At 61.7% G+C, this 22,739-nt stretch carries 21 protein-coding genes; 11 read left to right on the top strand and 10 right to left on the bottom strand.

Annotated features, from left to right (window positions below):
- Window positions 1-8 precede the first annotated feature (8 nt).
- Genes ACJ8M3_RS07825 through kdsA form a run of 3 tightly spaced genes read left to right on the top strand, consistent with a single transcriptional unit; the run spans window position 9 to window position 2,126 of the window.
- Window positions 9-407 carry a SirB2 family protein gene (locus ACJ8M3_RS07825; protein ID WP_033642758.1) on the top strand — a complete coding sequence of 133 codons (399 nt, stop codon included), beginning with the start codon at window positions 9-11 and terminating at the stop codon, window positions 405-407.
- Window positions 404-1,213, top strand: coding sequence for an invasion regulator SirB1 (gene sirB1, locus ACJ8M3_RS07820; protein WP_033642759.1), 810 nt, complete (start codon window positions 404-406; stop codon window positions 1,211-1,213). The genes ACJ8M3_RS07825 and sirB1 overlap by 4 nt, the downstream gene beginning before the upstream one ends.
- A gap of 58 nt (window positions 1,214-1,271) precedes the next feature.
- Window positions 1,272-2,126: a 3-deoxy-8-phosphooctulonate synthase gene (gene kdsA, locus ACJ8M3_RS07815; RefSeq protein WP_004941087.1), complete on the top strand. Its 855-nt coding sequence runs from the start codon at window positions 1,272-1,274 to the stop codon at window positions 2,124-2,126.
- A 46-nt stretch (window positions 2,127-2,172) separates the two neighbouring features.
- Here kdsA and dauA read toward each other — a convergent pair whose 3' ends face one another.
- Window positions 2,173-3,861, bottom strand: coding sequence for a C4-dicarboxylic acid transporter DauA (dauA, locus tag ACJ8M3_RS07810; RefSeq protein ID WP_033642760.1), 1,689 nt, complete (start codon window positions 3,859-3,861; stop codon window positions 2,173-2,175).
- Window positions 3,862-4,093: 232 nt separating this feature from the next.
- Window positions 4,094-4,579: a heme-degrading domain-containing protein gene (locus ACJ8M3_RS07805; RefSeq protein ID WP_047567963.1), complete on the bottom strand. Its 486-nt coding sequence runs from the start codon at window positions 4,577-4,579 to the stop codon at window positions 4,094-4,096.
- 200 nt (window positions 4,580-4,779) lie between these two features.
- On the opposite strand from ACJ8M3_RS07805, the gene ACJ8M3_RS07800 reads away from it, so the two are divergent.
- A complete protein-coding gene (locus tag ACJ8M3_RS07800; RefSeq protein WP_089196952.1) occupies window positions 4,780-5,880 on the top strand; it encodes a GGDEF domain-containing protein in 1,101 nt (366 codons plus the stop codon).
- Window positions 5,881-5,914: 34 nt separating this feature from the next.
- Here ACJ8M3_RS07800 and mfd read toward each other — a convergent pair whose 3' ends face one another.
- Together mfd and ACJ8M3_RS07790 are read right to left on the bottom strand one after the other, a co-directional pair.
- Complete coding sequence (gene mfd / locus ACJ8M3_RS07795; protein ID WP_089196953.1) at window positions 5,915-9,388, bottom strand: transcription-repair coupling factor; 3,474 nt, start codon at window positions 9,386-9,388, stop codon at window positions 5,915-5,917.
- Window positions 9,389-9,398: 10 nt separating this feature from the next.
- Window positions 9,399-9,659 (bottom strand): hypothetical protein, encoded by a 261-nt coding sequence (locus ACJ8M3_RS07790; RefSeq protein WP_047575746.1) that lies wholly within the window; start codon window positions 9,657-9,659, stop codon window positions 9,399-9,401.
- A 38-nt stretch (window positions 9,660-9,697) separates the two neighbouring features.
- Here ACJ8M3_RS07790 and lolC point away from each other — a divergent pair, with 38 nt between their 5' ends.
- From lolC to cobB, 5 genes are all read left to right on the top strand, one after another.
- Entirely contained in the window at window positions 9,698-10,900 is a 1,203-nt protein-coding gene (lolC, locus tag ACJ8M3_RS07785; RefSeq protein ID WP_347882616.1) for a lipoprotein-releasing ABC transporter permease subunit LolC, read from the top strand.
- A complete protein-coding gene (lolD, locus tag ACJ8M3_RS07780) occupies window positions 10,893-11,597 on the top strand; it encodes a lipoprotein-releasing ABC transporter ATP-binding protein LolD (protein WP_004941120.1) in 705 nt (234 codons plus the stop codon). Before lolC ends, lolD begins: the two co-directional genes overlap by 8 nt.
- A complete protein-coding gene (lolE, locus tag ACJ8M3_RS07775) occupies window positions 11,597-12,844 on the top strand; it encodes a lipoprotein-releasing ABC transporter permease subunit LolE (protein ID WP_033642765.1) in 1,248 nt (415 codons plus the stop codon). The genes lolD and lolE overlap by 1 nt, the downstream gene beginning before the upstream one ends.
- Window positions 12,845-12,897: 53 nt before the next feature.
- Window positions 12,898-13,815 carry an N-acetylglucosamine kinase gene (nagK, locus tag ACJ8M3_RS07770; protein WP_033642766.1) on the top strand — a complete coding sequence of 306 codons (918 nt, stop codon included), beginning with the start codon at window positions 12,898-12,900 and terminating at the stop codon, window positions 13,813-13,815.
- A 91-nt stretch (window positions 13,816-13,906) separates the two neighbouring features.
- Complete coding sequence (gene cobB, locus ACJ8M3_RS07765; protein WP_046899329.1) at window positions 13,907-14,743, top strand: Sir2 family NAD+-dependent deacetylase; 837 nt, start codon at window positions 13,907-13,909, stop codon at window positions 14,741-14,743.
- A 44-nt stretch (window positions 14,744-14,787) separates the two neighbouring features.
- Here cobB and potD read toward each other — a convergent pair whose 3' ends face one another.
- The 5 genes from potD to ACJ8M3_RS07740 form a co-directional block, all read right to left on the bottom strand.
- Window positions 14,788-15,831, bottom strand: coding sequence for a spermidine/putrescine ABC transporter substrate-binding protein PotD (gene potD, locus ACJ8M3_RS07760; RefSeq protein ID WP_033642768.1), 1,044 nt, complete (start codon window positions 15,829-15,831; stop codon window positions 14,788-14,790).
- 226 nt (window positions 15,832-16,057) lie between these two features.
- The gene (gene potC, locus ACJ8M3_RS07755) at window positions 16,058-16,840 is read right to left on the bottom strand and encodes a spermidine/putrescine ABC transporter permease PotC (RefSeq protein WP_033642769.1); all 783 of its coding nucleotides are present in this window, start codon (window positions 16,838-16,840) and stop codon (window positions 16,058-16,060) included.
- Window positions 16,837-17,697 (bottom strand): spermidine/putrescine ABC transporter permease PotB, encoded by an 861-nt coding sequence (gene potB, locus ACJ8M3_RS07750; RefSeq protein WP_033642771.1) that lies wholly within the window; start codon window positions 17,695-17,697, stop codon window positions 16,837-16,839. Before potB ends, potC begins: the two co-directional genes overlap by 4 nt.
- Window positions 17,681-18,796, bottom strand: coding sequence for a spermidine/putrescine ABC transporter ATP-binding protein PotA (potA, locus tag ACJ8M3_RS07745; RefSeq protein ID WP_033652054.1), 1,116 nt, complete (start codon window positions 18,794-18,796; stop codon window positions 17,681-17,683). The genes potB and potA overlap by 17 nt, the downstream gene beginning before the upstream one ends.
- Window positions 18,797-18,804: 8 nt before the next feature.
- Entirely contained in the window at window positions 18,805-19,095 is a 291-nt protein-coding gene (locus ACJ8M3_RS07740; protein ID WP_127897190.1) for a hypothetical protein, read from the bottom strand.
- Window positions 19,096-19,152: 57 nt separating this feature from the next.
- On the opposite strand from ACJ8M3_RS07740, the gene pepT reads away from it, so the two are divergent.
- Both pepT and ACJ8M3_RS07730 read left to right on the top strand, forming a co-directional pair.
- Entirely contained in the window at window positions 19,153-20,382 is a 1,230-nt protein-coding gene (gene pepT / locus ACJ8M3_RS07735; RefSeq protein ID WP_142075422.1) for a peptidase T, read from the top strand.
- Window positions 20,383-20,473: 91 nt separating this feature from the next.
- A complete protein-coding gene (locus tag ACJ8M3_RS07730; RefSeq protein WP_096242826.1) occupies window positions 20,474-21,562 on the top strand; it encodes a malate/lactate/ureidoglycolate dehydrogenase in 1,089 nt (362 codons plus the stop codon).
- Between the two features lie 41 nt (window positions 21,563-21,603).
- Here ACJ8M3_RS07730 and ACJ8M3_RS07725 read toward each other — a convergent pair whose 3' ends face one another.
- Window positions 21,604-22,725, bottom strand: a complete 1,122-nt coding sequence (locus ACJ8M3_RS07725; protein WP_004941161.1) for a ribosomal protein uL16 3-hydroxylase — start codon at window positions 22,723-22,725, stop codon at window positions 21,604-21,606.
- Between the last annotated feature and the right edge of the window lie 14 nt (window positions 22,726-22,739).

Genomic DNA, 22,739 nt, shown 5'->3' with positions numbered 1-22,739 from the left:
GGAGCATCATGACTGCATACACCGCGTTGAAACATTTCCATTTGCTGACGGTCGCCATCAGTATTACCTTGTTTGTGCTGCGTTTTTACTGGCAGTGGCGCCGCTCGCCGATCGTGGGGCGCCGCTGGGTCAAGATAGCGCCGCACCTGAACGACACGCTGCTGTTCGTCAGCGGCATCGCGCTGGTGGTGACGTTCGGGTTTTATCCGCTGCTGGGTATGGACTCATGGCTGACCGAGAAGCTGTTTGGCGTTATTATCTATATCCTGCTTGGCTACGTCGCATTGGGCAAGAAGACCAAAAGTCAGCGGCTGCGAACCGTGGCGTTCGTGCTGGCGTTGGGCTGTCTGTATCTGATAATTAAACTTGCCACGACGAAAATACCGTTTCTGATGGGATACCTATGAGTAGCATTGCTGATTTTGAATTTAACACCTCGCCGCTGAGCGAAGGGGTGATCCTGGTGTCGCAGTCGGTAAGGCGTGATTTCCCCGCCGCCGACGTGGAGCGCAAGCTGCAACAGCTGGTGGACGAAGCGCGCGCGGCGGTGCCGGCCGACATCACACAGGAGCAGCAACTGGATGCGCTCATCGAACTGTTCTACAAAACCTGGGGATTCGGCGGCGCCAGCGGCGTCTATCGCCTGTCGGACGCCATCTGGCTGGATAAGGTGCTGGAGGGGCGGCAGGGCACGCCGGTTTCGCTCGGCACCATCTTCCTGCATATCGCCAACGCGCTGGATTTGCCGCTGCTGCCGGTGATTTTCCCCACTCAGCTGATCCTGCGCGCCGATTGGCTGGATGAAGAGCTGTGGCTGATCAACCCGCTGAACGGCGAAACCCTGAGCGAACACCAGCTGGAAGTGTGGATCAAGGGCAACCTGGGGCTGGGCGCCGAGCTGGAAGACGACGATCTCGACGAATCCGAGAACATCATGGTGGTGCGCAAGATGCTGGATACGCTGAAGGCCGCCCTGATGGAAGAAAAGCAGCTGGAAATGGCGCTGCGCACCAGCGAAACGGTGCTGTGCTTCGATCCGGAAGATCCGTACGAGATCCGCGATCGTGGGCTGATTTACGCCCAGCTGGAGTGCAACCATATCGCGATTTCCGATCTCAACTATTTTGTCGAGCAGTGTCCTGAAGACCCGGTCAGCGAAGTGATCAAAGTGCAGATCCATTCGATTGAGCCGAAACAGGTGACGCTGCATTAATTCAATGACTCCGTGCAGTTTGCAAGGCGACGGTTACAACCTTAACAAAGGCGAAAGCATGAAACAGAAAGTGGTTAGCATTGGCGACATCGACGTAGCAAACGACCTGCCGTTTGTGCTGTTTGGCGGTATGAACGTGCTGGAATCGCGCGATCTGGCGATGAGCATCTGCGAGCACTACGTCACCGTGACGCAAAAACTGGGCATTCCTTACGTTTTCAAAGCCTCTTTCGACAAAGCCAACCGTTCTTCCATCCACTCGTACCGTGGTCCGGGCCTGGAAGAAGGGATGAAGATCTTCGAAGAGCTGAAGAAAACCTTCGGCGTGAAAATCATCACCGACGTTCACGAAGCGGCGCAGGCGCAGCCGGTTTCCGAAGTGGTTGACGTGATCCAACTGCCGGCCTTCCTGGCGCGTCAGACCGATCTGGTGGAAGCGATGGCGAAAACCGGCGCGGTAATCAACGTCAAGAAGCCACAGTTCGTCAGCCCGGGACAGATGGGCAACATCGTCGACAAATTCAAAGAAGGTGGCAACGACCAGGTGATCCTGTGCGATCGCGGCAGCAACTTTGGTTATGACAACCTGGTGGTCGACATGCTGGGCATCAACGTGATGAAGAACGTGACCGGCGGCCATCCGGTAATCTTCGACGTGACCCACGCGCTGCAGACCCGCGATCCGTTCGGCGCCGCGTCCGGCGGCCGTCGCGCTCAAGTGGCCGAGCTGGCGCGCGCCGGCATGGCGGTTGGCCTGGCAGGGCTGTTCCTCGAAGCGCACCCGGATCCGAACAACGCCAAGTGCGACGGCCCGTCCGCGCTGCCGCTGGACAAGCTGGAGCCGTTCCTGGCGCAGATGAAAGCCATCGACGACCTGGTGAAGAGCTTCCCGGAGCTGGATACCAGCAACTAAGCGCTCATCGCCAAAAAAAAGCCCGACTTGTCGGGCTTTTTTACGTTTAGGCGCCGGTAGCCGCCAGCGCTTCCGGCAGCGTCGGGTAGAACTGCAGCCGGCCCTCGATCGGCTGCACCCGCGCGCGCGCCAGGGTTTTCAGCGGCTGGAACGGCACGTCGGTGATCACCAGCTTTTTATCCGCCGGCAGCGCGTCGATAAAGCGACGCAGGGCGCTCAGGCCGCCGGCGTCGAGTACCGGCACCGCATCCCATTGCAGCACGATCGTCCGATAGCCCTCGCTGCGCGCCAGCAGTTCGGTAAAGATGCGCTCGGCGGCGGCGAAGAACAGCGGGCCGTTCACTCGCAGCACCAGGCGGCCATCGTCGGCGCTCAGTTCGCTTAGCCGCGTCATGCGGGCGATACGGCGCATAAACAGCAGCGACGCCAGCACGATGCCTACGGTAATGGCGATCACCATGTCGAACAGCACCGTCAGCGACATGCACAGCAGCAGCACCAAAATATCGTCCTTTGGCGCCCGGCGCAGCAGGTAAACCACCTTGTGGGCCTCACTCATGTTCCAGGCGACCATCAACAGCAGCGCCGCCATCGCCGCCAGCGGCAGATAAGAGAGCCACGGCGCCAGGACCAGCAGCGCCAGCAGCACCAGCAGCGCGTGGATGATGGCGGATACCGGCGAGGTGGCGCCGGCGCGCACGTTGGCGGCCGAACGGGCAATCGCGGCGGTCGCGGTGATGCCGCCGAAGAACGGCGCGATGATGTTGCCCGCGCCCTGGCCGATCAGTTCGCTGTTCGAGTTATGCTTCTTGCCGGTCATGCCGTCGAGCACCACCGCGCACAGCAGCGATTCAATCGCCCCGAGCATCGCCATCGAAAACGCCGCCGGCAGCAGGGCGGAGACGGTTTGCCAACTGAGGCTGAACGGTTGCCCGCCGCCGCCCGGCAGATCCCAGGGCAGCAGCAGCTGCGGCAAGATAGGCGGGATGCCCTGGCCGCTGCTGCCGTCGGCCAGCAGGTAGCTGAAACGAGAGCCGATGGTCGCCACCGGGTGGTCAAACAGCGTCAGCAGCCCCATCAGCGCGGTGCCCGCCAGCAGCGCCGGCAGGTGGCCGGGCACCCGCAGGCCGAGCTTGGGCCAGAAGATCAGGATCAGCAGCGTCACGGCGCCGATCAGGGTATCGCCGAGATCCAGCGTTGGCAGCGCCTGCAGCAGGGCGTACAGCTTGCCAACGTAATTTTCCGGCGTGTGCGCCAGCTGCAGGCCGAAAAAGTCCTTGATCTGCATGGTGGCGATGGTGATGGCAATGCCGGAGGTAAAGCCCAGCGTCACCGGCAGCGGAATGTATTCGATCAGCCGGCCAAAGCGCGCCAGCCCCATCAGCAGCAAAAATACCCCGGAGATCAGCGTGGCGACCAGCAAGCCGGCCAGGCCAAACTGCTGCGAGACCGGATAGAGGATCACCACGAAGGCGGCGGTGGGGCCGGAGACGCTGTAGCGCGAACCGCCGCTGACGGCGATGACGATGCCGGCGATGGCGGCGGTATACAGGCCGTACTGCGGCGGCACGCCGCTGGCGATCGCCAGCGCCATCGCCAGCGGAATGGCGATAATGCCGACCGTCACCCCGGCGATAGCGTCTTTCAGCAACCGCGCCAGACTATAAGGTTCCCGCCAGCAGGCGTCTATCAGCGCGCTGAAGGGGCGAATTTTGTTTATTTCATGCGTTTTCATCTACGGTGCGTACCAAATCTTCAAAAGTGAAAGGAATGGCGGGCCCGATGAGGTCCGTCTTGTCACGTGACAGATACCATACGCCTTTTGTTCAGCGGATTACCAGACCTGTGTCAATTTGGCACAGGAAATCAGAGAGTCGTCGTTTTATCCGGCGCTAAATGCCGTTAATAGGTAAGTCAGCCGCAGATTCTGCGGCTGAAAAAGAAAGGAATAATCAAGGTTTTGGCGGTTAGTGCAGAGCGGGTAGGGATAAGCCGAGAAAGTGGGCTAAAGTGCTTACCAATAGCTGGTGATCTTCCTTCTGCGGCGCGCCGGAAATGCTGATGCTGCCGACGCAGCCGAGGCCGGTCAGGGTGAGCGGGAAGGCGCCGCCGTGCACCGAATAGTCGCGCACGCTCAGCCCGTAGCGCTCCTCCAGCGACGTTTGCCGCTGCTGCAGACGCAGGCCGATGGCGTACGAACTTTTGTGAAAATGGTTCACCAGATTGCGCTTGCGCCGCACCCAGTCGGCGATATCCGGCGTGGCGCCCGGCATGGCGTAATAAAACAGCGTTTGCCCGGCCAGTTGGATCTCGATGGCGATGCTCAGGCCACGTCGCTCGGCGGCGGTTTTCAGCGCCGCGCCCAGTTCCCAGGCGGTGGCGGCGTCAAAATGGGTAAAGGCCAGCGTCGCTTCCTGTTCACTGAGCGCCTGCAGTTCATCGTCGATATTCATGCGTTTCTCCCCCGATATACAAAGGACAGAGTAGCCTGAAGCGTGCGTCGTGAGATAGACGGCTTGGCGATAAGATAGAACTGCTACTCTATTAATAGACCGTGTAACATGGCCGCCGCTGAAGCGGAAACGACAGGGATGCGTTATTCAACGTCTGCATATTACCCCCCTGGCGACACCGAGGAGCGCGCTGACTATCTATGACTTACATTGCGTCCATTTCCACCCTTTACAGCGACGCTTGCATTACCTACGCCACGCTGTCGGTAAGCTATTTCGTTCTCAGCAAGAGTGCCCCATTTTCCTACCGTTCCGCACTGTGGAAGCGCGTCGTTTTCGGCCTGTTGGCCGGAGTGGCGGTGCTGTATTTGAGTCAGGATCGGCTGGAGCTGACCGATAAGGTGCATTACAGCTTTGCGATGATCCCGATGATATTGGTGATGTTCTTCGGCGGTGCCGTCAGCGGGCTGGTGAGTTTTCTGTTCGCCATGGCGCTGACCGGCGGCTTCACCGTCGATAACCTGTTCATCGCTTCAATCATTGCGCCGCTGCTGCTGTCACGGGTGTGGCTGAAGAAATCCCATCGGACGTTTTACCTGACGATCGGCATCATCGCGCTGTATCGCATCGCGGTGGTGTGGCTGCTGGTGGACCTGAGCGGGCTGTGGCCGGATGTGTTGCTGTACCAGGCGGTTTCCGCGCTCTGCCTGGCGATTTGCTATCATGCGCTGAATTTCAAAGAGCGACATATCTACGCCTATTTCGCGATGCGCGCGCGCGCCACGACCGATAGCCTGACCCACATCAACAACCGCGCCAGCGTCGATTATCAGCTGATGCTGCAGCGTGCCGAGCGCCGCCCGTGCGGGTTGATGATCCTCGATTTGGATAATTTCAAAAGCATCAATGATACCTACGGTCATCCGGCCGGCGACGTGCTGCTGGCCAGCGTCGGTCGGCTGCTGCAAAACAGCGTGCGTAACGAGGACTTCGTCGGGCGCTACGGTGGCGAGGAGTTTATGGTGATCACCGCCAGCTACGATCCGCAGATCATCGGCGGAGTGGCGGAGCGCATTCGCAGCGCGGTGGAAAGCTCGACGTTTTTGCTGAATGCGCACGACGAAGCGCACATCACGCTGTCGATCGGCGTGTCGCTGTATCTGCCCGGCATGACGCTGGACAAGGCGATCGCCATGACCGACGAGGCCTTGTATGAGGCGAAGCGCAGCGGCAAAAACCGGGTGGTGACCAGCCGCGTGATGCAGCTGGCGCCGCTGGGGGCCGGTTTTCCGCGCGAATAAGCCGCCTCCCGCCGTGCAGGCGGGAAGCGTTGGTTCAGGCCGCCAGCGTGTGTTCGCGGAACGCGTTCAGCAGCTCTTCGGTGAACGTCAGGCGTTTCTGGCGATCGGCCAGATCGAGCGTGAACTTCAGCTTGCTCGGGCCATCCAGGCGGTAAACCTGCGGATTGCCCTGCAACAGGCCGATCAGATAACCCGGGTCGACGCGGTTGTTGTCGCCGAACTCGATAAAGCCGCCGCGCTCGTTGCTCTCGATGCGTTTGATCCCCAGCTTCTGCGCATGAAGCCGCAGCGCTGCGCACTGCAACAGGTTACGCGCCGCGTCCGGCAGTTGACCGAAGCGGTCGATCAGCTCGACCTTCAGCTCATCCAACTCACCGTCGTTCTTCGCGCTGGCGATGCGCTTATACAGCGACAGGCGGGTATTGACGTCGGGAATGAAATCTTCCGGCAGCAGCGCCGGCATGCGCAGCTCCACCTCGGTCTGGCTGTTGGTAAGATCTTCCAGCGACGGTTCGCGGCCGTTTTTCAACGCGTCGACGGCGCTTTCCAGCAGCTCCATGTAGAGCGAGAAGCCGACGGTGGTCATCTGGCCGCTCTGGTCTTCGCCCAGCAGCTCACCGGCGCCGCGGATCTCCAGATCGTGGGTCGCCAGCGCAAAACCGGCGCCGAGGTCTTCAAGCGAGGCGATGGCCTCGAGCCGTTTATGGGCGTCGGTGCCCATGGCTTTCGGGTTTGGCGTCAGCAGATAGGCGTAAGCCTGGTGGTGCGAACGCCCGACGCGGCCGCGCAATTGATGCAGCTGCGCCAGGCCGAAGCGATCGGCCCGCTCGATGATGATGGTGTTGGCGCTGGGGATATCGATGCCGGTTTCGATGATGGTGGTGCACACCAGCACGTTGAAGCGCTGGTGGTGGAAATCGTTCATCACCCGTTCCAGATCGCGTTCACGCATCTGGCCGTGGCCGATGGCGATGCGCGCTTCCGGCACCAGTTCAGCCAGACGCTGCGCCGCTTTCTCGATGTTTTCCACGTCGTTGTAAAGGTAGTAAACCTGGCCGCCGCGCAGCACTTCGCGCAGGATCGCCTCGCGCACCACCAGGCTGTCGTATTCGCGCACGAAGGTCTTCACCGCCAGCCGGCGCGCCGGTGGGGTGGCGATGATCGACAGATCGCGCATGCCGCTCATCGCCATATTCAGCGTACGCGGGATTGGCGTGGCGGTCAGCGTCAGGATATCGACATCGGCGCGCATCGCCTTGATGCGCTCCTTGTGGCGCACGCCAAAGCGGTGCTCTTCATCGACGATCAGCAGCCCCAAATCCTTCCAGCGCAGATCGCTCTGCAGCAGTTTGTGGGTGCCGATGATGATGTCCACTTTGCCTTCGGCCGCGTCGTCCAGCACCTGTTGCTGCTCTTTGGCGCTGCGGAAGCGCGACATCATCTCGATGCGGATCGGCCAGGTGGCGAAGCGATCGCGGAAGTTGTCGAAGTGCTGCTGCGCCAGCAGTGTCGTCGGCACCAGCACCGCCACCTGCTTGCCGTTTTCCACCGCCAGGAAGGCGGCGCGCATCGCCACTTCGGTTTTGCCGAAGCCGACGTCGCCGCACACCAGGCGGTCCATCGCCAGCGGCTGGCACATGTCGCTCAGCACCGCGTTGATCGCCTGTTCCTGATCCGGCGTGGTTTCGAACGGGAAGCTCTGGCAGAACAGCTGGTACTGCTCGCGGTTGTGTTTGAAGGCGAAACCGGCCTTGGCGGCGCGCTGGGCGTAGATATCCAGCAGCTCGGCCGCTACGTCGCGCACCCGCTCGGCCGCTTTCTGCCGCGCGCGCGTCCAGGCGTCGCCGCCCAGTTTGTGCAGCGGAGCGTTTTCGTCCGCGCCGCCGGCGTAGCGGCTGATCAGATGCAGCGAAGACACCGGCACGTACAGCTTGTCCTCACCGGCGTAGGAGAGGATCAGGTATTCGGCCTTGATGCCGCCGGCCTCCAGCGTGGTCAGGCCGACGTAGCGGCCCACACCGTGCTCCAGGTGCACCACCGGCTGGCCGGGATGCAGCTCCGCCAGGTTGCGGATCAGGGTATCGGTGTTGATGGTGCGCCGGTTGTCCTGCCGGCGACGGCTGACGCGCTCGCCGAGCAGATCGCTTTCGCAGATCAGCGCCCGCTGGCGCAGGCCGTCGAGGAAGCCGTGTTCGGCGGCACCGACCATCATGTAACGGCCCGCCGTTTCCGCCTGATCGAGGCGCTGAATCAGCGCCGGCGCCAGCTTGATGCGGCCGAGCAGATCCTGCAGCGTTTCACGCCGCCCCTCGCTCTCGACGGAGAAGATCACGCTGCCGTCAAAACTTTCAATAAAGCGGCGCAGATTATCCAGCGGGGATTTATGCTGCGCCTGCACCGCCAGATCGGGCAGGGCATGGTAATCCAGATTGGTATTGCCGGCTTTGGCCGGCAGCTCATCGGTTTTCAGCGCGATGCGCGGCCAGGCTTTCAGCTCGCCGAACAGCGCGTCAACGCGCAGCCACAGCGTATCCGGCGCCAGCAGCGGGCGCATCGGATCGACGCGGCGGCTTTCGAAACGCTGGTTGACGTCCTGCCAGAAGCGCTCGGCGGCGCCCTCCAGATCGCCGGTGTTGACGATCAGCGTATTGGCCGGCAGGTAGCTGAACAGCGACGGCAGCGGCTGGCTGAAGAACAGCGGCTGCCAGTATTCGATGCCGGCGGGCCATGCGCTTTTGCTGACCTGCTGATAGATGTGCTCGGCGTCGCGACGCACCTCAAACTGCTCGCGCCACTGGCTGCGGAACAGCTCGATGGCGTTTTTGTCGGTAGGGAACTCGTGGGCCGGCAACAGATTGATGGCCTCGACTTCGCTCAGCGTGCGCTGGGTATCGACGTCGAAGATGCGCAGACTGTCGATTTCGTCATCGAAGAAGTCGATGCGGTAAGGCTCATCGCTGCCCATTGGATACAGATCGAGCAGCGCGCCGCGGGTGGCGAATTCGCCGTGCTCCATTACCTGATCGACGCTGCGGTAGCCGGCCTGTTCCAACTGCGCGCGCAGTTTGTCACGCGACAGGCGCTGGCCTTTTTTCATCACCAGCGCATGGCCGTGCAGGAACTCGTGCGGGCAGACGCGTTGCATCAGGGTATTGACCGGCAGAATGATCACGCCGCGCGCCATGGTCGGCAGGTGATACAGGCTCGACAAACGGTCGGAGATGATTTCCTGGTGCGGCGAGAAGCTGTCGTACGGCAGGGTTTCCCAGTCGGACAGGGTGGTCACCATCTGATCGGTGAACTGTTGGATCTCGTCGCGCAGCCGCAGGGCGTTTTGCATGTCCGGGGCGATCAGCATCACTGGGCCAGGGTGACGCTCGACGATCTCGGCGCACTCCACGGCGCAGGCCGCGCCGGTCAGTTGCCCCAGCTGGCGGAGATCGCCCGCGCGATCGGGCAGAGAATAACGGGGGGATGAGGAACGGTTACGGCTATCGGAAGTGCTCATTCAGGTATCTTTAATCAATGTGTTGGATGGCGTCCCGGCACGGATAACCCAGCGCCTTTATGCTGTTTATAGTAGCCCAGCGGCCGGCAAACTGACACAGCAAAAAGCGCTGCCCATCAATTTTCTGCCGGTTATTTAACCGGTTAATGCCGTCTGTTTTTTGCGGCTGAGGATAAATAACGCGCGAAGCTGCCGCCGTCTCCCTCTTCGCCGCCACGCAATAAAAGGCCGTCGGGTGTTCCCTAAACGAGGGAGAGCCTTTATTATCCATGATCACTTTGCTTAAGCCACGGCTATCAAACGGATTTCATGTATCAACCTGTCGCGTTATTCATTGGCCTGCGCTACATGCGCGGGCGAGCCTCAGACCGCTTCGGGCGGTTTGTTTCCTGGCTTTCCACCATCGGCATTACGCTGGGGGTGATGGCGTTGGTCACCGTGCTGTCGGTGATGAACGGTTTCGAAAAGGATCTGGAGAACAACATTCTCGGCCTGATGCCGCAGGCGTTGGTTACCAGTCCGCAAGGATCGGTCAACCCGCAGCAGCTGCCGGCCTCCGAGGTGCAGAAGCTGCAGGGCGTCACGCGCGTTGCGCCGCTGACCACCGGTGACGTGGTGCTGCAAAGCGCTCGCAGCGTGGCGGTCGGGGTGATGCTCGGCGTGAATCCCGACGAGGCCGATCCGCTGACCCCGTATCTGGTCAACGTCAAGCAGCAACAGCTGCAGCCGGGCCAATACAACATCATCATCGGCGAACAGCTGGCGGGGCAACTCGGCGTCAAGCGCGGCGATTCGCTGCGCGTGATGGTGCCGAGCGCCAGCCAGTTCACGCCGATGGGCCGCATTCCCAACCAGCGTTTGTTCACCCTCATCGGCACCTTCCACGCCAACAGCGAGGTGGACGGCTATCAGCTGTTGGTCAACCAACAGGATGCTTCGCGCCTGATGCGCTACCCGGCCGGCAACATCACCGGCTGGCGTCTGTTCCTGCAACAGCCGCTGACGGTCGATACCCTCAGCCAGCAGGCGCTGCCGGCGGGCACCGTCTGGAAAGACTGGCGCGATCGCAAGGGCGAGCTGTTCCAGGCGGTGCGCATGGAGAAGAACATGATGGGGCTGCTGCTCAGCCTGATCGTGGCGGTGGCGGCGTTTAACATCATTACCTCGCTCGGCCTGCTGGTGATGGAGAAGCAGGGCGAGGTCGCCATTCTGCAGACTCAAGGGCTGACCCGCCGCCAGATCATGTCGGTATTTATGGTGCAGGGCGCCAGCGCCGGCATCATCGGTTCGCTGCTCGGCACGCTGCTCGGCGTGCTGCTGGCCACCAACCTGAACAACCTGATGCCGATCCTCGGCGCCTTGATCGACGGCGCTTCGCTGCCGGTGGCGGTCGATCCGCTGCAGGTGACGATCATCGCCGTGGTGGCGATGGCGGTTTCCCTGTTGTCCACGCTCTATCCTTCATGGCGCGCTGCCGCCGTACAACCCGCTGAGGCTTTACGTTATGAGTAACCATCTTTTGCTGCAGTGTGACAACCTGTGCAAGACCTATCAGGAAGGCAACCTGCACACCGACGTGCTGCGCAACGTCAGCTTTGCCATGCAGCAGGGCGAGATGATGGCGATCGTCGGCAGCTCGGGTTCCGGCAAGAGCACCCTGTTGCACCTGCTGGGCGGGCTGGACTCGCCGACCTCCGGCGAAGTGATCTTTAAGGGCGAATCGCTGAACGCCATGTCTTCGGCGGCCAAGGCCGAGCTGCGCAACCGCCAACTGGGCTTCATCTATCAGTTCCACCATCTGTTGCCGGACTTCACCGCGCTGGAAAACGCCGCCATGCCGCTCTTGATCGGTGGCGCCAAACCGGCGCAGGCGCAGGAGAAAGCGCGGGAGATGCTGGCGGCGGTCGGGCTGGAAAAGCGCAGCAAACACCGCCCGTCCGAGCTTTCCGGCGGCGAGCGTCAGCGCGTGGCGATCGCGCGCGCGCTGGTCAATAACCCGGCGCTGGTGCTGGCGGACGAACCGACCGGCAACCTCGACAAGCGCACCGCGGACAGCATCTTCGATCTGCTCGGTGAGCTGAACGTGCGTCAGGGCACCGCTTTCCTGGTGGTAACGCACGATCTGCAGCTGGCCAAGCGCTTGAGCCGCCAGTTGGAAATGGCCGACGGTCACCTGCAGGCGCAGCTGACCCTGATGGGGGCCGAGTAATGGCGGGAGCCTCACTGTCCTTCCTGACGGCCCTGCGTTTCAGCCGCGGCCGTAAACGCGGCGGCATGGTGTCGCTGATCTCGGTCATCTCCACCATTGGCATCGCGCTGGGGGTGGCGGTGCTGATCGTCGGTCTGAGCGCGATGAACGGCTTTGAGCGCGAGCTGAAGAACCGCATTCTGGCGGTGGTGCCGCACGGCGAGCTCGAGCCGGTCAATCAGCCGTTCAGCGGCTGGCCGTCGATTCTGCAGCGGGTGGAAAAGGTGCCGGGCATTGTGGCCGCCGCGCCGTACATCAACTTTACCGGCCTGATGGAAAACGGCGCGCAGCTGCGCGCGGTGGAAGTCAAAGGCGTGGATCCGCAGCAGGAGAGCCGACTGAGCGCGCTGCCGCAGTATGTGCAGGGCGACGCCTGGGCCAACTTCAAGCCCGGCGAGCAGCAGGTGATCCTCGGCAAGGGCGTGGCCGACGCGCTGGGCGTCAAGCAGGGCGCCTATGTCACTGTGATGATCCCCAACAGCGACCCTGAGATGAAGCTGCTGCAGCCGAAGCGTATTCGCCTGCACGTGACCGGCATTTTGCAGCTCAGCGGCCAGCTCGATCACAGCCTGGCGCTGGTGCCGCTGGCCGATGCGCAGCAGTATCTCGACATGGGTGACAGCGTCACGGGTATCGCTCTCAAGATGAACGACGTGTTCGCCGCCAACAAGCTGGTGCGCGACGCCGGCGAAGTGACCAACGCTTACATCTATATCAAGAGCTGGATCGGCAAGTACGGCTACATGTACCGCGACATCCAGATGATCCGCGCCATCATGTACCTGGCGATGGTGCTGGTGATCGGCGTGGCCTGCTTCAACATCGTCTCCACGCTGGTGATGGCGGTGAAAGACAAAAGCGCCGACATCGCGGTGCTGCGCACCCTGGGCGCCAAAGACGGCTTTATCCGCGCCATTTTCATCTGGTATGGGCTGCTGGCCGGGCTGCTGGGCAGCCTGAGCGGCGTGGTGATCGGGGTGATCGCCTCGCTGCAGCTGACCAACATCATCCGGGGCATCGAGAAACTGGTCGGCCACTCCTTCCTGTCGGGCGATATTTACTTCATCGACTTCCTGCCTTCCGAGCTGCACTGGCTGGATGTGCTGATCGTGCTGGCGACCGCCATCGTGCTGAGCCTGTTGGCCAGTTGGTATCCGGCGAGGCGCGCCAGCCGCATCGATCCGGCGCGGGTGCTGAGCGGACAATAAAACCCACGGGGAGGCAGCGATGCCGCCCCGTTTTTTTAGCCTGGGGATGGGTTATGTACTACGGTTTCGATATGGGCGGCACCAAGATTGAGCTGGGGGTGTTCGACGACAGCCTGCAGCGCATTTGGCAAAAGCGGGTGCCGACGCCGCGCGACGATTATCGGCAACTGCTGGCTACGCTGTGCGAGCTGACCCTTGAGGCGGATGCGTTTTGCGGCCGGCGCGGCAGCGTCGGCATCGGCATTCCGGGCCTGCCCAACGACGATGACGGCACGCTGTTTACCGCCAATGTGCCTGCGGCGATGGGGCGGCCGCTGCCGCGCGATCTGGCGGCGCTGATCGGGCGCGAGGTGCGGGTCGATAACGACGCCAACTGCTTTGCGCTGTCGGAGGCCTGGGACGACGAGTTCCGCCGCTACCCGACGGTGCTGGGCATCATCCTCGGCACCGGCGTAGGCGGCGGCCTGATCGTCGAGGGCAAGACGGTGCCCGGGCGCAACTATATCGCCGGCGAGTTCGGCCATTTGCGCCTGCCGGTGGACGCGCTCGAGGTGCTGGGGCGTGATGTGCCTCGCGTCGCCTGCGGGTGCGGCCATCAGGGTTGCATTGAAAATTACATATCGGGCCGCGGTTTCGAATGGATGTACGCCCATTTTTATGGCCGGCGCTTGCCCGCCACCGAGATCATTGCGCATTATCAGGCGGGTGAGCCGCAGGCCGTGGCGCATGTCGATCGCTTTATGGACGTGCTGGCGATCTGCCTGGGTAACCTGCTGACGGTGCTGGATCCGCACCTGGTGGTGATCGGCGGCGGGCTGTCGAACTTCGACGCCATTTACCAGGCGTTGCCGCAGCGGCTGCCGGCGCACCTGCTGCGGGTGGCTCGGCTGCCGCGCATCGAGAAGGCGCGCTATGGCGACGCCGGCGGCGTGCGCGGCGCAGCGTTTCTCAATTTGACTCGCCCAACGTAATGGGCGTTGCGGCCAGGCGTGAATGTATACAGCCAACAACGCCGCAACGTTCAGTAAGAAGGGTAAACAGGGAAAAGTAAGGAGAGAGTTAATGCACACTCGCCATCGGCTGTGTCAGTTTCGCAAGAGTAAGCATGTGCTGCATCAGCGCTTTCGTTCACGCATTTTTCACCGTGACACCATGGCGGCGGCCGAGCTGAAAAAGCCGTTTGTGGTGGTGTTGACCGGGGCCGGCATTTCGGCCGAGTCGGGCATTCGCACCTTCCGCGCTGCGGATGGGCTGTGGGAAGAGCACCGGGTGGAGGACGTCGCCACGCCGGAAGGTTTTCAGCGCGATCCGGCGCTGGTGCAGGCGTTTTACAATGAACGTCGCCGCCAGCTGCAGACCGAGGACATCGCCCCGAACGCCGCGCACCGCGCGCTGGCGGATCTGGAAGAGTGGCTGGGGGACAACTTCCTGCTGGTCACGCAAAACATCGATAACCTGCATGAGCGCGCCGGCAGCAAGCGGGTGCTGCACATGCACGGCGAATTGCTGAAGGTGCGCTGCACCCAGTCGGGCCAGGTGTTCGAGTGGCCCGGCGATCTCAGCGTCGATGAGCGTTGCCACTGCTGCCAGTTCCCGGCGCCGCTGCGGCCGCACGTGGTGTGGTTCGGCGAGATGCCGCTGGGCATGGACGACATCTACCAGGCGCTGAGCAAGGCCGATTTCTTCGTCGCCATCGGCACCTCCGGCCATGTCTATCCGGCGGCCGGGTTCGTGCATGAGGCGCGGCTGGGCGGCGCCTACGCGATGGAGCTGAACCTGGAGCCGAGTCAGGTGGAAAGCCAGTTCGACGAGAAACACTACGGCCTGGCCAGCGAAGTGGTGCCGCGTTTTGTGCACAAATTCCTGGTGGGCAAGGTGGCGCGGGCCGATAAGCCCTAAAGACATCAGGGCGCAATGCGCGCCCTGATGGGATGGCGGGCGTGTTAGCGCCCGGCTTTCAGCTTTTGGAAGTAGCTTTCGTACAGCGTGCTGGCGTCGCCGACGTCGTTTTGCCACTCGCCGTGCTCAATCACCGTCTTATCCGGGTAGAGAGACGGATCGTTGGCGATCTCCGGCGACAGCAGCTTCTTCGCCGCCAGGTTCGGCGTCGGGTAACCGATGGTTTCCGCCACCTGCACCGCGATTTCCGGCCGCAGCAGGAAGTCGATCAGCTTCAGCGCCCCCTCGACGTTGCGCGCGTTGGCCGGAATGGCCAGGCTGTCCATCCAGAAGATCCCGCCTTCCTTCGGCCAGACGATCTCCAGCGGCGTGCCGGCCTGGCGCGCCACGAAGGCCGAACCGTTCCACACCATGCCGACGTTGACTTCCCCTTCCATAAACGGGTTGCCCGGGTTGTCGGAGTTGAAGGCCAGCACGTTCGGCATCAATTTCTGCAGTTCGCGGTAGGCGGCTTCAATCTCTTTCGGATCGGTGGTGTTGCCCGAATAGCCCAGCTTGAGCAGCGCCATCTGGAACACTTCGCGCGCATCGTCGGTCAGCAGCAGGCGGCCTTTGTACTGCGGCTGCCACAGATCGGCCCAGGAGGTGACGGTGGACGGATCCTGCGCGTCGCTGTTAACGCCGATGGCGGTGGCGCCCCAGATGTAAGGGATGGAGTAGTCGTTGTTGGGATCGAACGGCTTGTTCAGCAGGGTAGGATCAAGATCCTTGAAGTGGCTGAGCTTGCTCTTGTCGATTTTTTGCAGCATGCCTTCCTTGCTCATCTTGGCGATGAAGTAAGTGGAAGGCACCACCAGATCGTACGCGCCGTCTTTGTAGGTCTTCAGCTTGGCGTACATGCTTTCGTTGGATTCATAGGTGGAATAAATCACCTTGATGCCGGTTTCTTTGGTGAACTGCTCCAGCAGCCCCGGCGGGACGTATTCAGTCCAGTTATAGAAATACAGCGTTTTGCCGTCAGAGGCGTTTGCAGAGCAGAAACTCAGCGCCATCATCCCGGCTGCGAGCAGATGTGACCACTTTTTCATGCAGCGTATCCTTCAGCAGTAGTGAGCCGAACCCGTATGAGCCGCCGTTTTCGGCCGCGCCATACCCCAGAAAGGGGCCATTATAGGGGCCGGGGCGGGGTGGGTAAAGGCGGTTATCCCAGCGGCAAATCAGCGGGTTAACCGAGTCAGGGCCATCACCAAAGGCCGCTTTCATATCATTGTGGTCAATGAAAGAGACGGGCGCCGCAGCGCCCGGCGGGAAGGATTACTCGGCCTTGGGCGAGCGATCGCGCATCACCCACTGGCTGGCGATCACCAGCGTCAGCGACAGCAGCAGCAAAATGGTGGCCAGCGCGTTAACCTCAGGCGAGACGCCGACTTTCACCATCGAATAGATCTTCAGCGGCAAAATCTCGTAGCTCGGCCCGGTGACGAAGGAGGAGACGACCACGTCGTCCATCGACAGGGTGAAGCTCAGCAGCCAACCGGCCGCCACCGCCGGCATCGCCAGCGGCAGAATGATTTTGCGCAGGATGGTGAACTCGCTTGCGCCGAGATCGCGCGCGGCTTCCAGCATCTTCACGTCGAAGCCTTTCAGGCGCGCGTAGACGGTCACGACCACGAACGGCAGGCAGAAGGTGATGTGCGAGAACAGCAGCGACCAGAAGCCGAGCGAAATGCCCAGCAACATGAACAGCACCAGCAGCGAGATGGCCATCACGATGTCCGGCGACATCATCACCACAAACAGCATGCCGCCGACGAACGGTTTGCCGCGGAAGCGGTAGCGGTACAGCGCCACCGCGGTCAGCGAGCCGATCAGCGTGGCGAAGGTGGCGGAGAGCACCGCCATGGTCAGCGAGTGGCCCGCCGCCTGCAACAGGCTGTCGTTGTTGAGCAGCGTGCTGTACCACTTGGTGGTGAACCCTTGCCAGTTGATGCCGAAGCGCGAGGCGTTGAAGGAGTTGACGATCAGGATGACGATCGGGATATACAGATAGGCGTATACCAGCGTCATAAAGCCGCCGCGCAGCAGACGTCCGATCATGCCAGATCCTCCTTCTTGTTCAGCAGGCGGGCGGCCCGATAATAGACCAGCAGCAACAGCCCCATCACCAGCGTCAGGCAGATGCTGGTGGCCGCGCCGAACGGCCAGTCGCGGATATTGAGGAACTGGCTTTTAATCACGTTGCCGATCAGCAGGTTTTTGGCGCCGCCCATCAGATCGGCGACGAAGAACAGCCCCATCGCCGGCAGCACCACCAGCAGGCAGCCGGCGATAATGCCCGGCATGGTCAGCGGCACGATGATGCGGATAAAGGTTTGGAGCTTGCTGGCGCCGAGATCGCGCGCCGCCTCCAGGCAGGATTTATCGAGCTTTTCGATGCTGGAGTAGAGCGGCATCACCATAAACGGCAGCAGGATATATACCAGGCCGAGGATCACCGCTTCCGAGGTGTACATGATGCGCAGCGGCTTGTCGATAACGCCGATCCACAGCAGCGCGTCGTTGAGATAGCCGCGGGTGCTGAGAAACAGCTTCAGGCCGTAGATGCGGATCAGCGAGTTGGTCCAGAAGGGCACGATCAGCAGAAACAGCAGCAGCGGCCGCACCTTCTGCGGCAAGCGCGCCAGAATAAAGGCGAACGGATAGCCGATCACCAGGCAGCACAGGGTGGCGATCAGCGCCATGTTCAGCGAGTGCAGCAGCACCTGGGCATACAGCGGATCGAACAAGCGCCGGTAGTTATCCAGCGTGAACACCATCTGCACCAGGTTGGCGTCATCACGGGTCAGGAAGCTGGCGCCGATGATCATCAGGTTCGGCATGAACACGAACAGCAACAGCCAGGCGACGACGCCGACGATCACCACATTCTGGAAGACTTTACGCGATTTCTTCATCGGCCAGCACCACCTCCCAGCTTTCGACCCAGGTCACCGCCATCTTCTGATTGAGCGAGTGATCGACGTCCGGATCGTCTTCGTTGAAGAACTCGCTGACCATCACCGTTTTGCCGTTCTCCAGCTCGACCACCGATTCCAGCGTCATGCCTTTGTAGTTGCGCTCACGCACGTAACCGATCAGCCCGTCGTGCTGCGCGCTGTCGTTCACTTCTTCCACCCGCAGATCCTCCGGGCGCAGCAGCACCTTCAGCTTTTGGCCCGGTTCTACCGGCAGATCGGCATAGATGTCGCACTCGCGGCCTTCCACGTTGGCGCGCACCCGCTGCGGATCGAGGCGTTGCAGGACCACCGCGTCGAAGATGTTGATCTCGCCGATGAAGCTGGCGACGAACAGGTTTTTCGGCTCTTCATAGATCTCACGCGGCGTGCCGTCTTGCTCGATGCGGCCTTCGCGCATCACCACGATGCGATCCGACATGGTCAACGCTTCTTCCTGATCGTGGGTGACGAACACGAAGGTGATGCCCAGCTTGCGCTGCAGCGCTTTCAGTTCGTTCTGCATCTGCTTGCGCAACTTGTAGTCCAGCGCCGACAGCGATTCGTCCAGCAGCAGCACTTTCGGCTTGTTGACCACCGCGCGGGCGATGGCCACACGCTGCTGTTGGCCACCGGAGAGCTGGCCCGGCCGCCGCTTGGCGAAGTCGTCCAACTGCACCATGCGCAGCGCCTCTTCGACGCGCGGCGTCAGTTCGGCCGCCGGCACCTTTTGCATGCGCAGGCCGAAAGCGACGTTGTCGAACACCGACATGTGCGGAAACAGGGCATAGCTCTGAAACACGGTGTTGACGTGGCGATGCTCGGCCGCAATGGCGGTGATGTCCTGGCCGTCGAGCGCGATGCGGCCCCGATCGGCGTCTTCCAGACCGGCAATCAGGCGCAGCACCGTGGTTTTGCCACAGCCGGAGGGGCCAAGAATGGTGAGGAATTCGCCGTGATTAATCGTCAGATCCAGATCGGCAATGATGGTTTTGCCATCGAACGCTTTGCTCAGGGCATGCAGTTCAACAAGGGGGGCTCGAGAGGATGTCTCAGTCATTTATCGTCTTACTCTATCCCGTGGGCTAATGCAGATAGAACCGCAACTGGAAAAGACTGCCGGAGCTTGCGGGCATGCCCGCGATTCAAAAGAAGCTCAAACCAGTTGCGCCAATGGAAATTTTTCGAGCGCGCATGATAGACGCTGAATGCCGGAATTGAAAGCCGATCCGGCCCAGATGCCGCGTTTTTCATCATGATAGCGACAAATGACCCTGTGATGACAGCGTTATTTCCCTCTGAAATCATCACAAAGATTAATGATATTGGCGAATTCTGGTTAAAAATGACCTGACGCAATATTTGATCCTGATCGGTTCAGCATAATGAAACGCGATATTCTGAGGGGCCGCTACCATGGATAAATTACTTGACCGCTTTTTCAACTACGTCTCTTTTGACACCCAGTCCAAAGCGAACGTAAAGCATGTGCCGAGCACCGACGGGCAGTTGAAGCTGGCGCGTGCGTTGCAGCAGGAAATGATCGCGCTCGGCTTCGAGCGGGTGTCGCTCAGCGAGCACGGCTGCGTGATGGGCACCTGGCCGGGTAACGTCGCCTGGCCGGTGCCGGCGGTCGGTTTTATCGCCCATCTGGATACTTCGCCGGATTTCAGCGGCAAACACGTCAATCCGCAGATCGTCGAGAACTATCGCGGCGGCGATATTGCGCTCGGCATTGGCGATGAAGTGCTGTCGCCGGTGATGTTCCCGATCCTGCACCAGATGTTGGGGCAGACCCTGATCACCACCGACGGCAAAACGCTGCTGGGCGCCGACGACAAGGCCGGCATCGCCGAGATCCTCACCGCCATGGTGCGCCTGCGCGCGCGCAAAATCCCGCACGGCGACATCCGCGTGGCCTTCACCCCGGATGAAGAGGTGGGCAAGGGGGCGCAGCTGTTCGACGTGGCGGCCTTCAATGCCGAATGGGCTTACACGGTGGACGGCGGCGGCGTCGGTGAGCTGGAGTGCGAAAACTTCAATGCCGCCTCGGTGACGATCAAAATCCTCGGCAACAGCGTGCACCCCGGCAGCGCCAAGGGCGTGATGGTCAACGCGCTGTCGCTGGCTACCCGCATTCATCAGGCGCTGCCGGCGGACGAAACGCCGGAGACCACCGAGGGTTACCAGGGCTTTTACCACCTCAGCAGCATCAAGGGCAGCGTGGAACGCGCCGAAATGCACTACATCCTGCGCGATTTCGAGCGCGAGGGATTCGAGGCGCGCAAACGCAAGATGGTGGACATCGCCCGCGAGGTCGGCAAAGGCCTGCCGCGCGACTGTTATATTGAAGTCAGTATCGAAGACAGTTATTACAACATGCGCGAACAGGTGGCGGAGCATCCGCACGCGATCGCGCTGGCGCAGCAGGCAATGCGCGACTGCGACATTGAACCGGTGATGAAACCGATCCGTGGCGGCACCGACGGCGCGCAGCTGTCGTTCCGCGGCCTGCCGTGCCCGAACCTGTTCACCGGCGGCTACAACTACCACGGCAAGCACGAATTCGTGACGCTGGAAGGCATGGAGCAAGCGGTGGCGGTGATCATGCGCATCGCGGCGCTGACCGCCGAGCGGGCGCGGTAAAACGGGACGCTTGCGATTATCATAATCGCTTGCCGCAACAAGGCGTTGCTCATAGTGTGGAAGTCCATTCCCCACGCATAAGGACCGCATGATGAGCACCGAATTCCGCATCGCCGGCTCGCATTTGACGCAGTTCGTTCAGGCGATTTGGCGCCAGGCCGGCAGCACGGCGCGCGAAGCCGAGCTGGTGGCCGATCACCTGGTGCAGGCTAATCTGGCCGGGCACGATTCGCATGGCGTCGGCATGATCCCCAGTTACATGGCATCGCTGGCGCAGGGGCAATTGCAGCTTAATCAACATGCCGAGGTGGTGCGCGACGCCGGCGCGGTGCTGACGCTCGACGGCGCGCGCGGCTTCGGCCAGGTGGTGGCCAGCGAAGCGATGGCGCTGGGCATTGAGCGCGCCGGTAAACTGGGCCTGGCGGCGGTGGCGCTGCACAACGCGCACCATATCGGCCGCATCGGCCATTGGGCGGAACAGTGCGCCCGCGCCGGTTTTATCTCGATTCACTTCGTCAACGTGGTGGGCGATCCGATGGTGGCGCCGTTCGGCGGCAGCGATCGCCGCTTCGGCACCAACCCGTTCTGCGCCATTTTCCCGCGGCCGGGCCGCACACCGCTGCTGTTGGATTTCGCCACCAGCGGCATCGCCTTCGGCAAGACTCGGGTGGCCTATAACAAAGGCTTGTCGGTGGCGCCGGGCTATCTGATCGACGAACACGGGCAACCCACCACCGAACCGAAGGTGATGCACGAAGCGCCGTTCGGGTCACTGTTGCCGTTCGGCTTGCACAAAGGCTATGCGCTGGCGGCGATGTGTGAGATCCTCGGCGGCGCGCTCTCCGGCGGCCGCACCACCCACGACGCCACGCTGAAAGCCGACAGCGACGCCATCTTCAACTGCATGACGACCCTGATCCTCGATCCTCAGGCCTTCGACGCCCCGCAAATGCAGGCCGAGGCCGAAGCGTTTATCGGCTGGGTGAAGGCATCGCCGCCGAGCGGCGAACAGCCGATCGCGGTGCCGGGAGAATGGGAAGAGGTCAACCGCGCGGCGCGGCTGGAGCAGGGCATACCGATAGACGCCAATACCTGGCGGCAAATTTGCACGGCGGCGGAGCAGGCGGGCATGGCGAATGAAGCGCTGGCCGGTTTTCGCGCGCAGGCGCGGCAGGCATAAAAAAAGCCACCCGATAGGGTGGCTTGTTCGCGTACTCGCAATCAGTCGTTAAAGTACCAATAGCCGCTGTTGACCAGCGCGGTCAGCAGCGCCAGGAATGACGGATCGTCTACCGCGTCGCCGAGCAGGGCGGCGTCGACGCTGAAGTGCTGGCACAGGGCGTCTGCGGCCTGCAGCTGGTCGGTGTCGATCAGTTCGCCGTTGACGAAGCAGCGATCGCCGACGCGCAGCACGCGCAACCCGCCCAGGCGCTGCAGCGCTTCACCCTGTTGCAGCAGTTCGTAGATTTCCCCGGCCTGATACGGCGGCTCCGGCGGCGCCAGATCCAGCTCGTGGCGCGATTGGGAGATAAACTCGCCGAACCAGTGCTGGAAGTGTTCCGGCTGTTGCACCAGATCCAGCATCATCTGCCGTAAGGCGTCCACTTCCTGCGGCAGGATCTCCGCCGGGTGTTCGCGCAGTTTAACGTCCGGATCGCCGTAGCGTTTGCTGCCCAGCTCGCGCGCCAGCACGTAATCGGCGAAGCCGCTCACCAGCTCGCGGCCGTTCGGCGCGCGGAAGCCCACCGAATAATTGAGCGCGTTTTCCAGCGCGTAGCCTTCATGCGGGAAGCCCGGCGGAATGTAGAGAATGTCGCCCGGCTCCATCTCTTCGTCGATGATGGCGTCGAACGGCTCTACCTGCAGCAGGTCCGGATGCGGGCAGTGCTGTTTCAGCGGCGTTTTTTCCCCGACTCGCCAGCGGCGGCGGCCAGTGCCCTGAATGATGAACACGTCGTACTGATCGAGGTGCGGGCCGACGCCGCCGCCCGGCACCGAGAAGGAGATCATCAGGTCATCCATCCGCCAGTCCGGCAGTTGGCGGAACGGGCGCATCAGCGCTGCGGAAGGCTCATGCCAGTGGTCCACCGCCTGCACCAGCAGCGACCAGTTGTTTTCGCTCAGGTGATCGAAGCTCTCGAAGGGGCCGTGCGCGACCTGCCAACGGCCGTCCTGGTGGCTGACCAGGCGGCTGTCCACTTCGTTTTCCATCGCCAGCCCGGCCAGCTCATCCGGGGAGATCGGATCGATAAAGTTTTTGAAGCCGCGCTTCAGAATCACCGGACGTTTTTGCCAATAACGTTGCAAAAAATCGTTCCAGTCCAGGTCTAATTGATAATCCATGTTCTATTCCAGGA

Origin of the sequence: Serratia sp. CY55921 (assembly GCF_052167655.1) — a bacterium.
GTDB lineage: Bacteria > Pseudomonadota > Gammaproteobacteria > Enterobacterales > Enterobacteriaceae > Serratia > Serratia ureilytica.
This window is presented reverse-complemented; position numbering and strand designations above follow the sequence as displayed.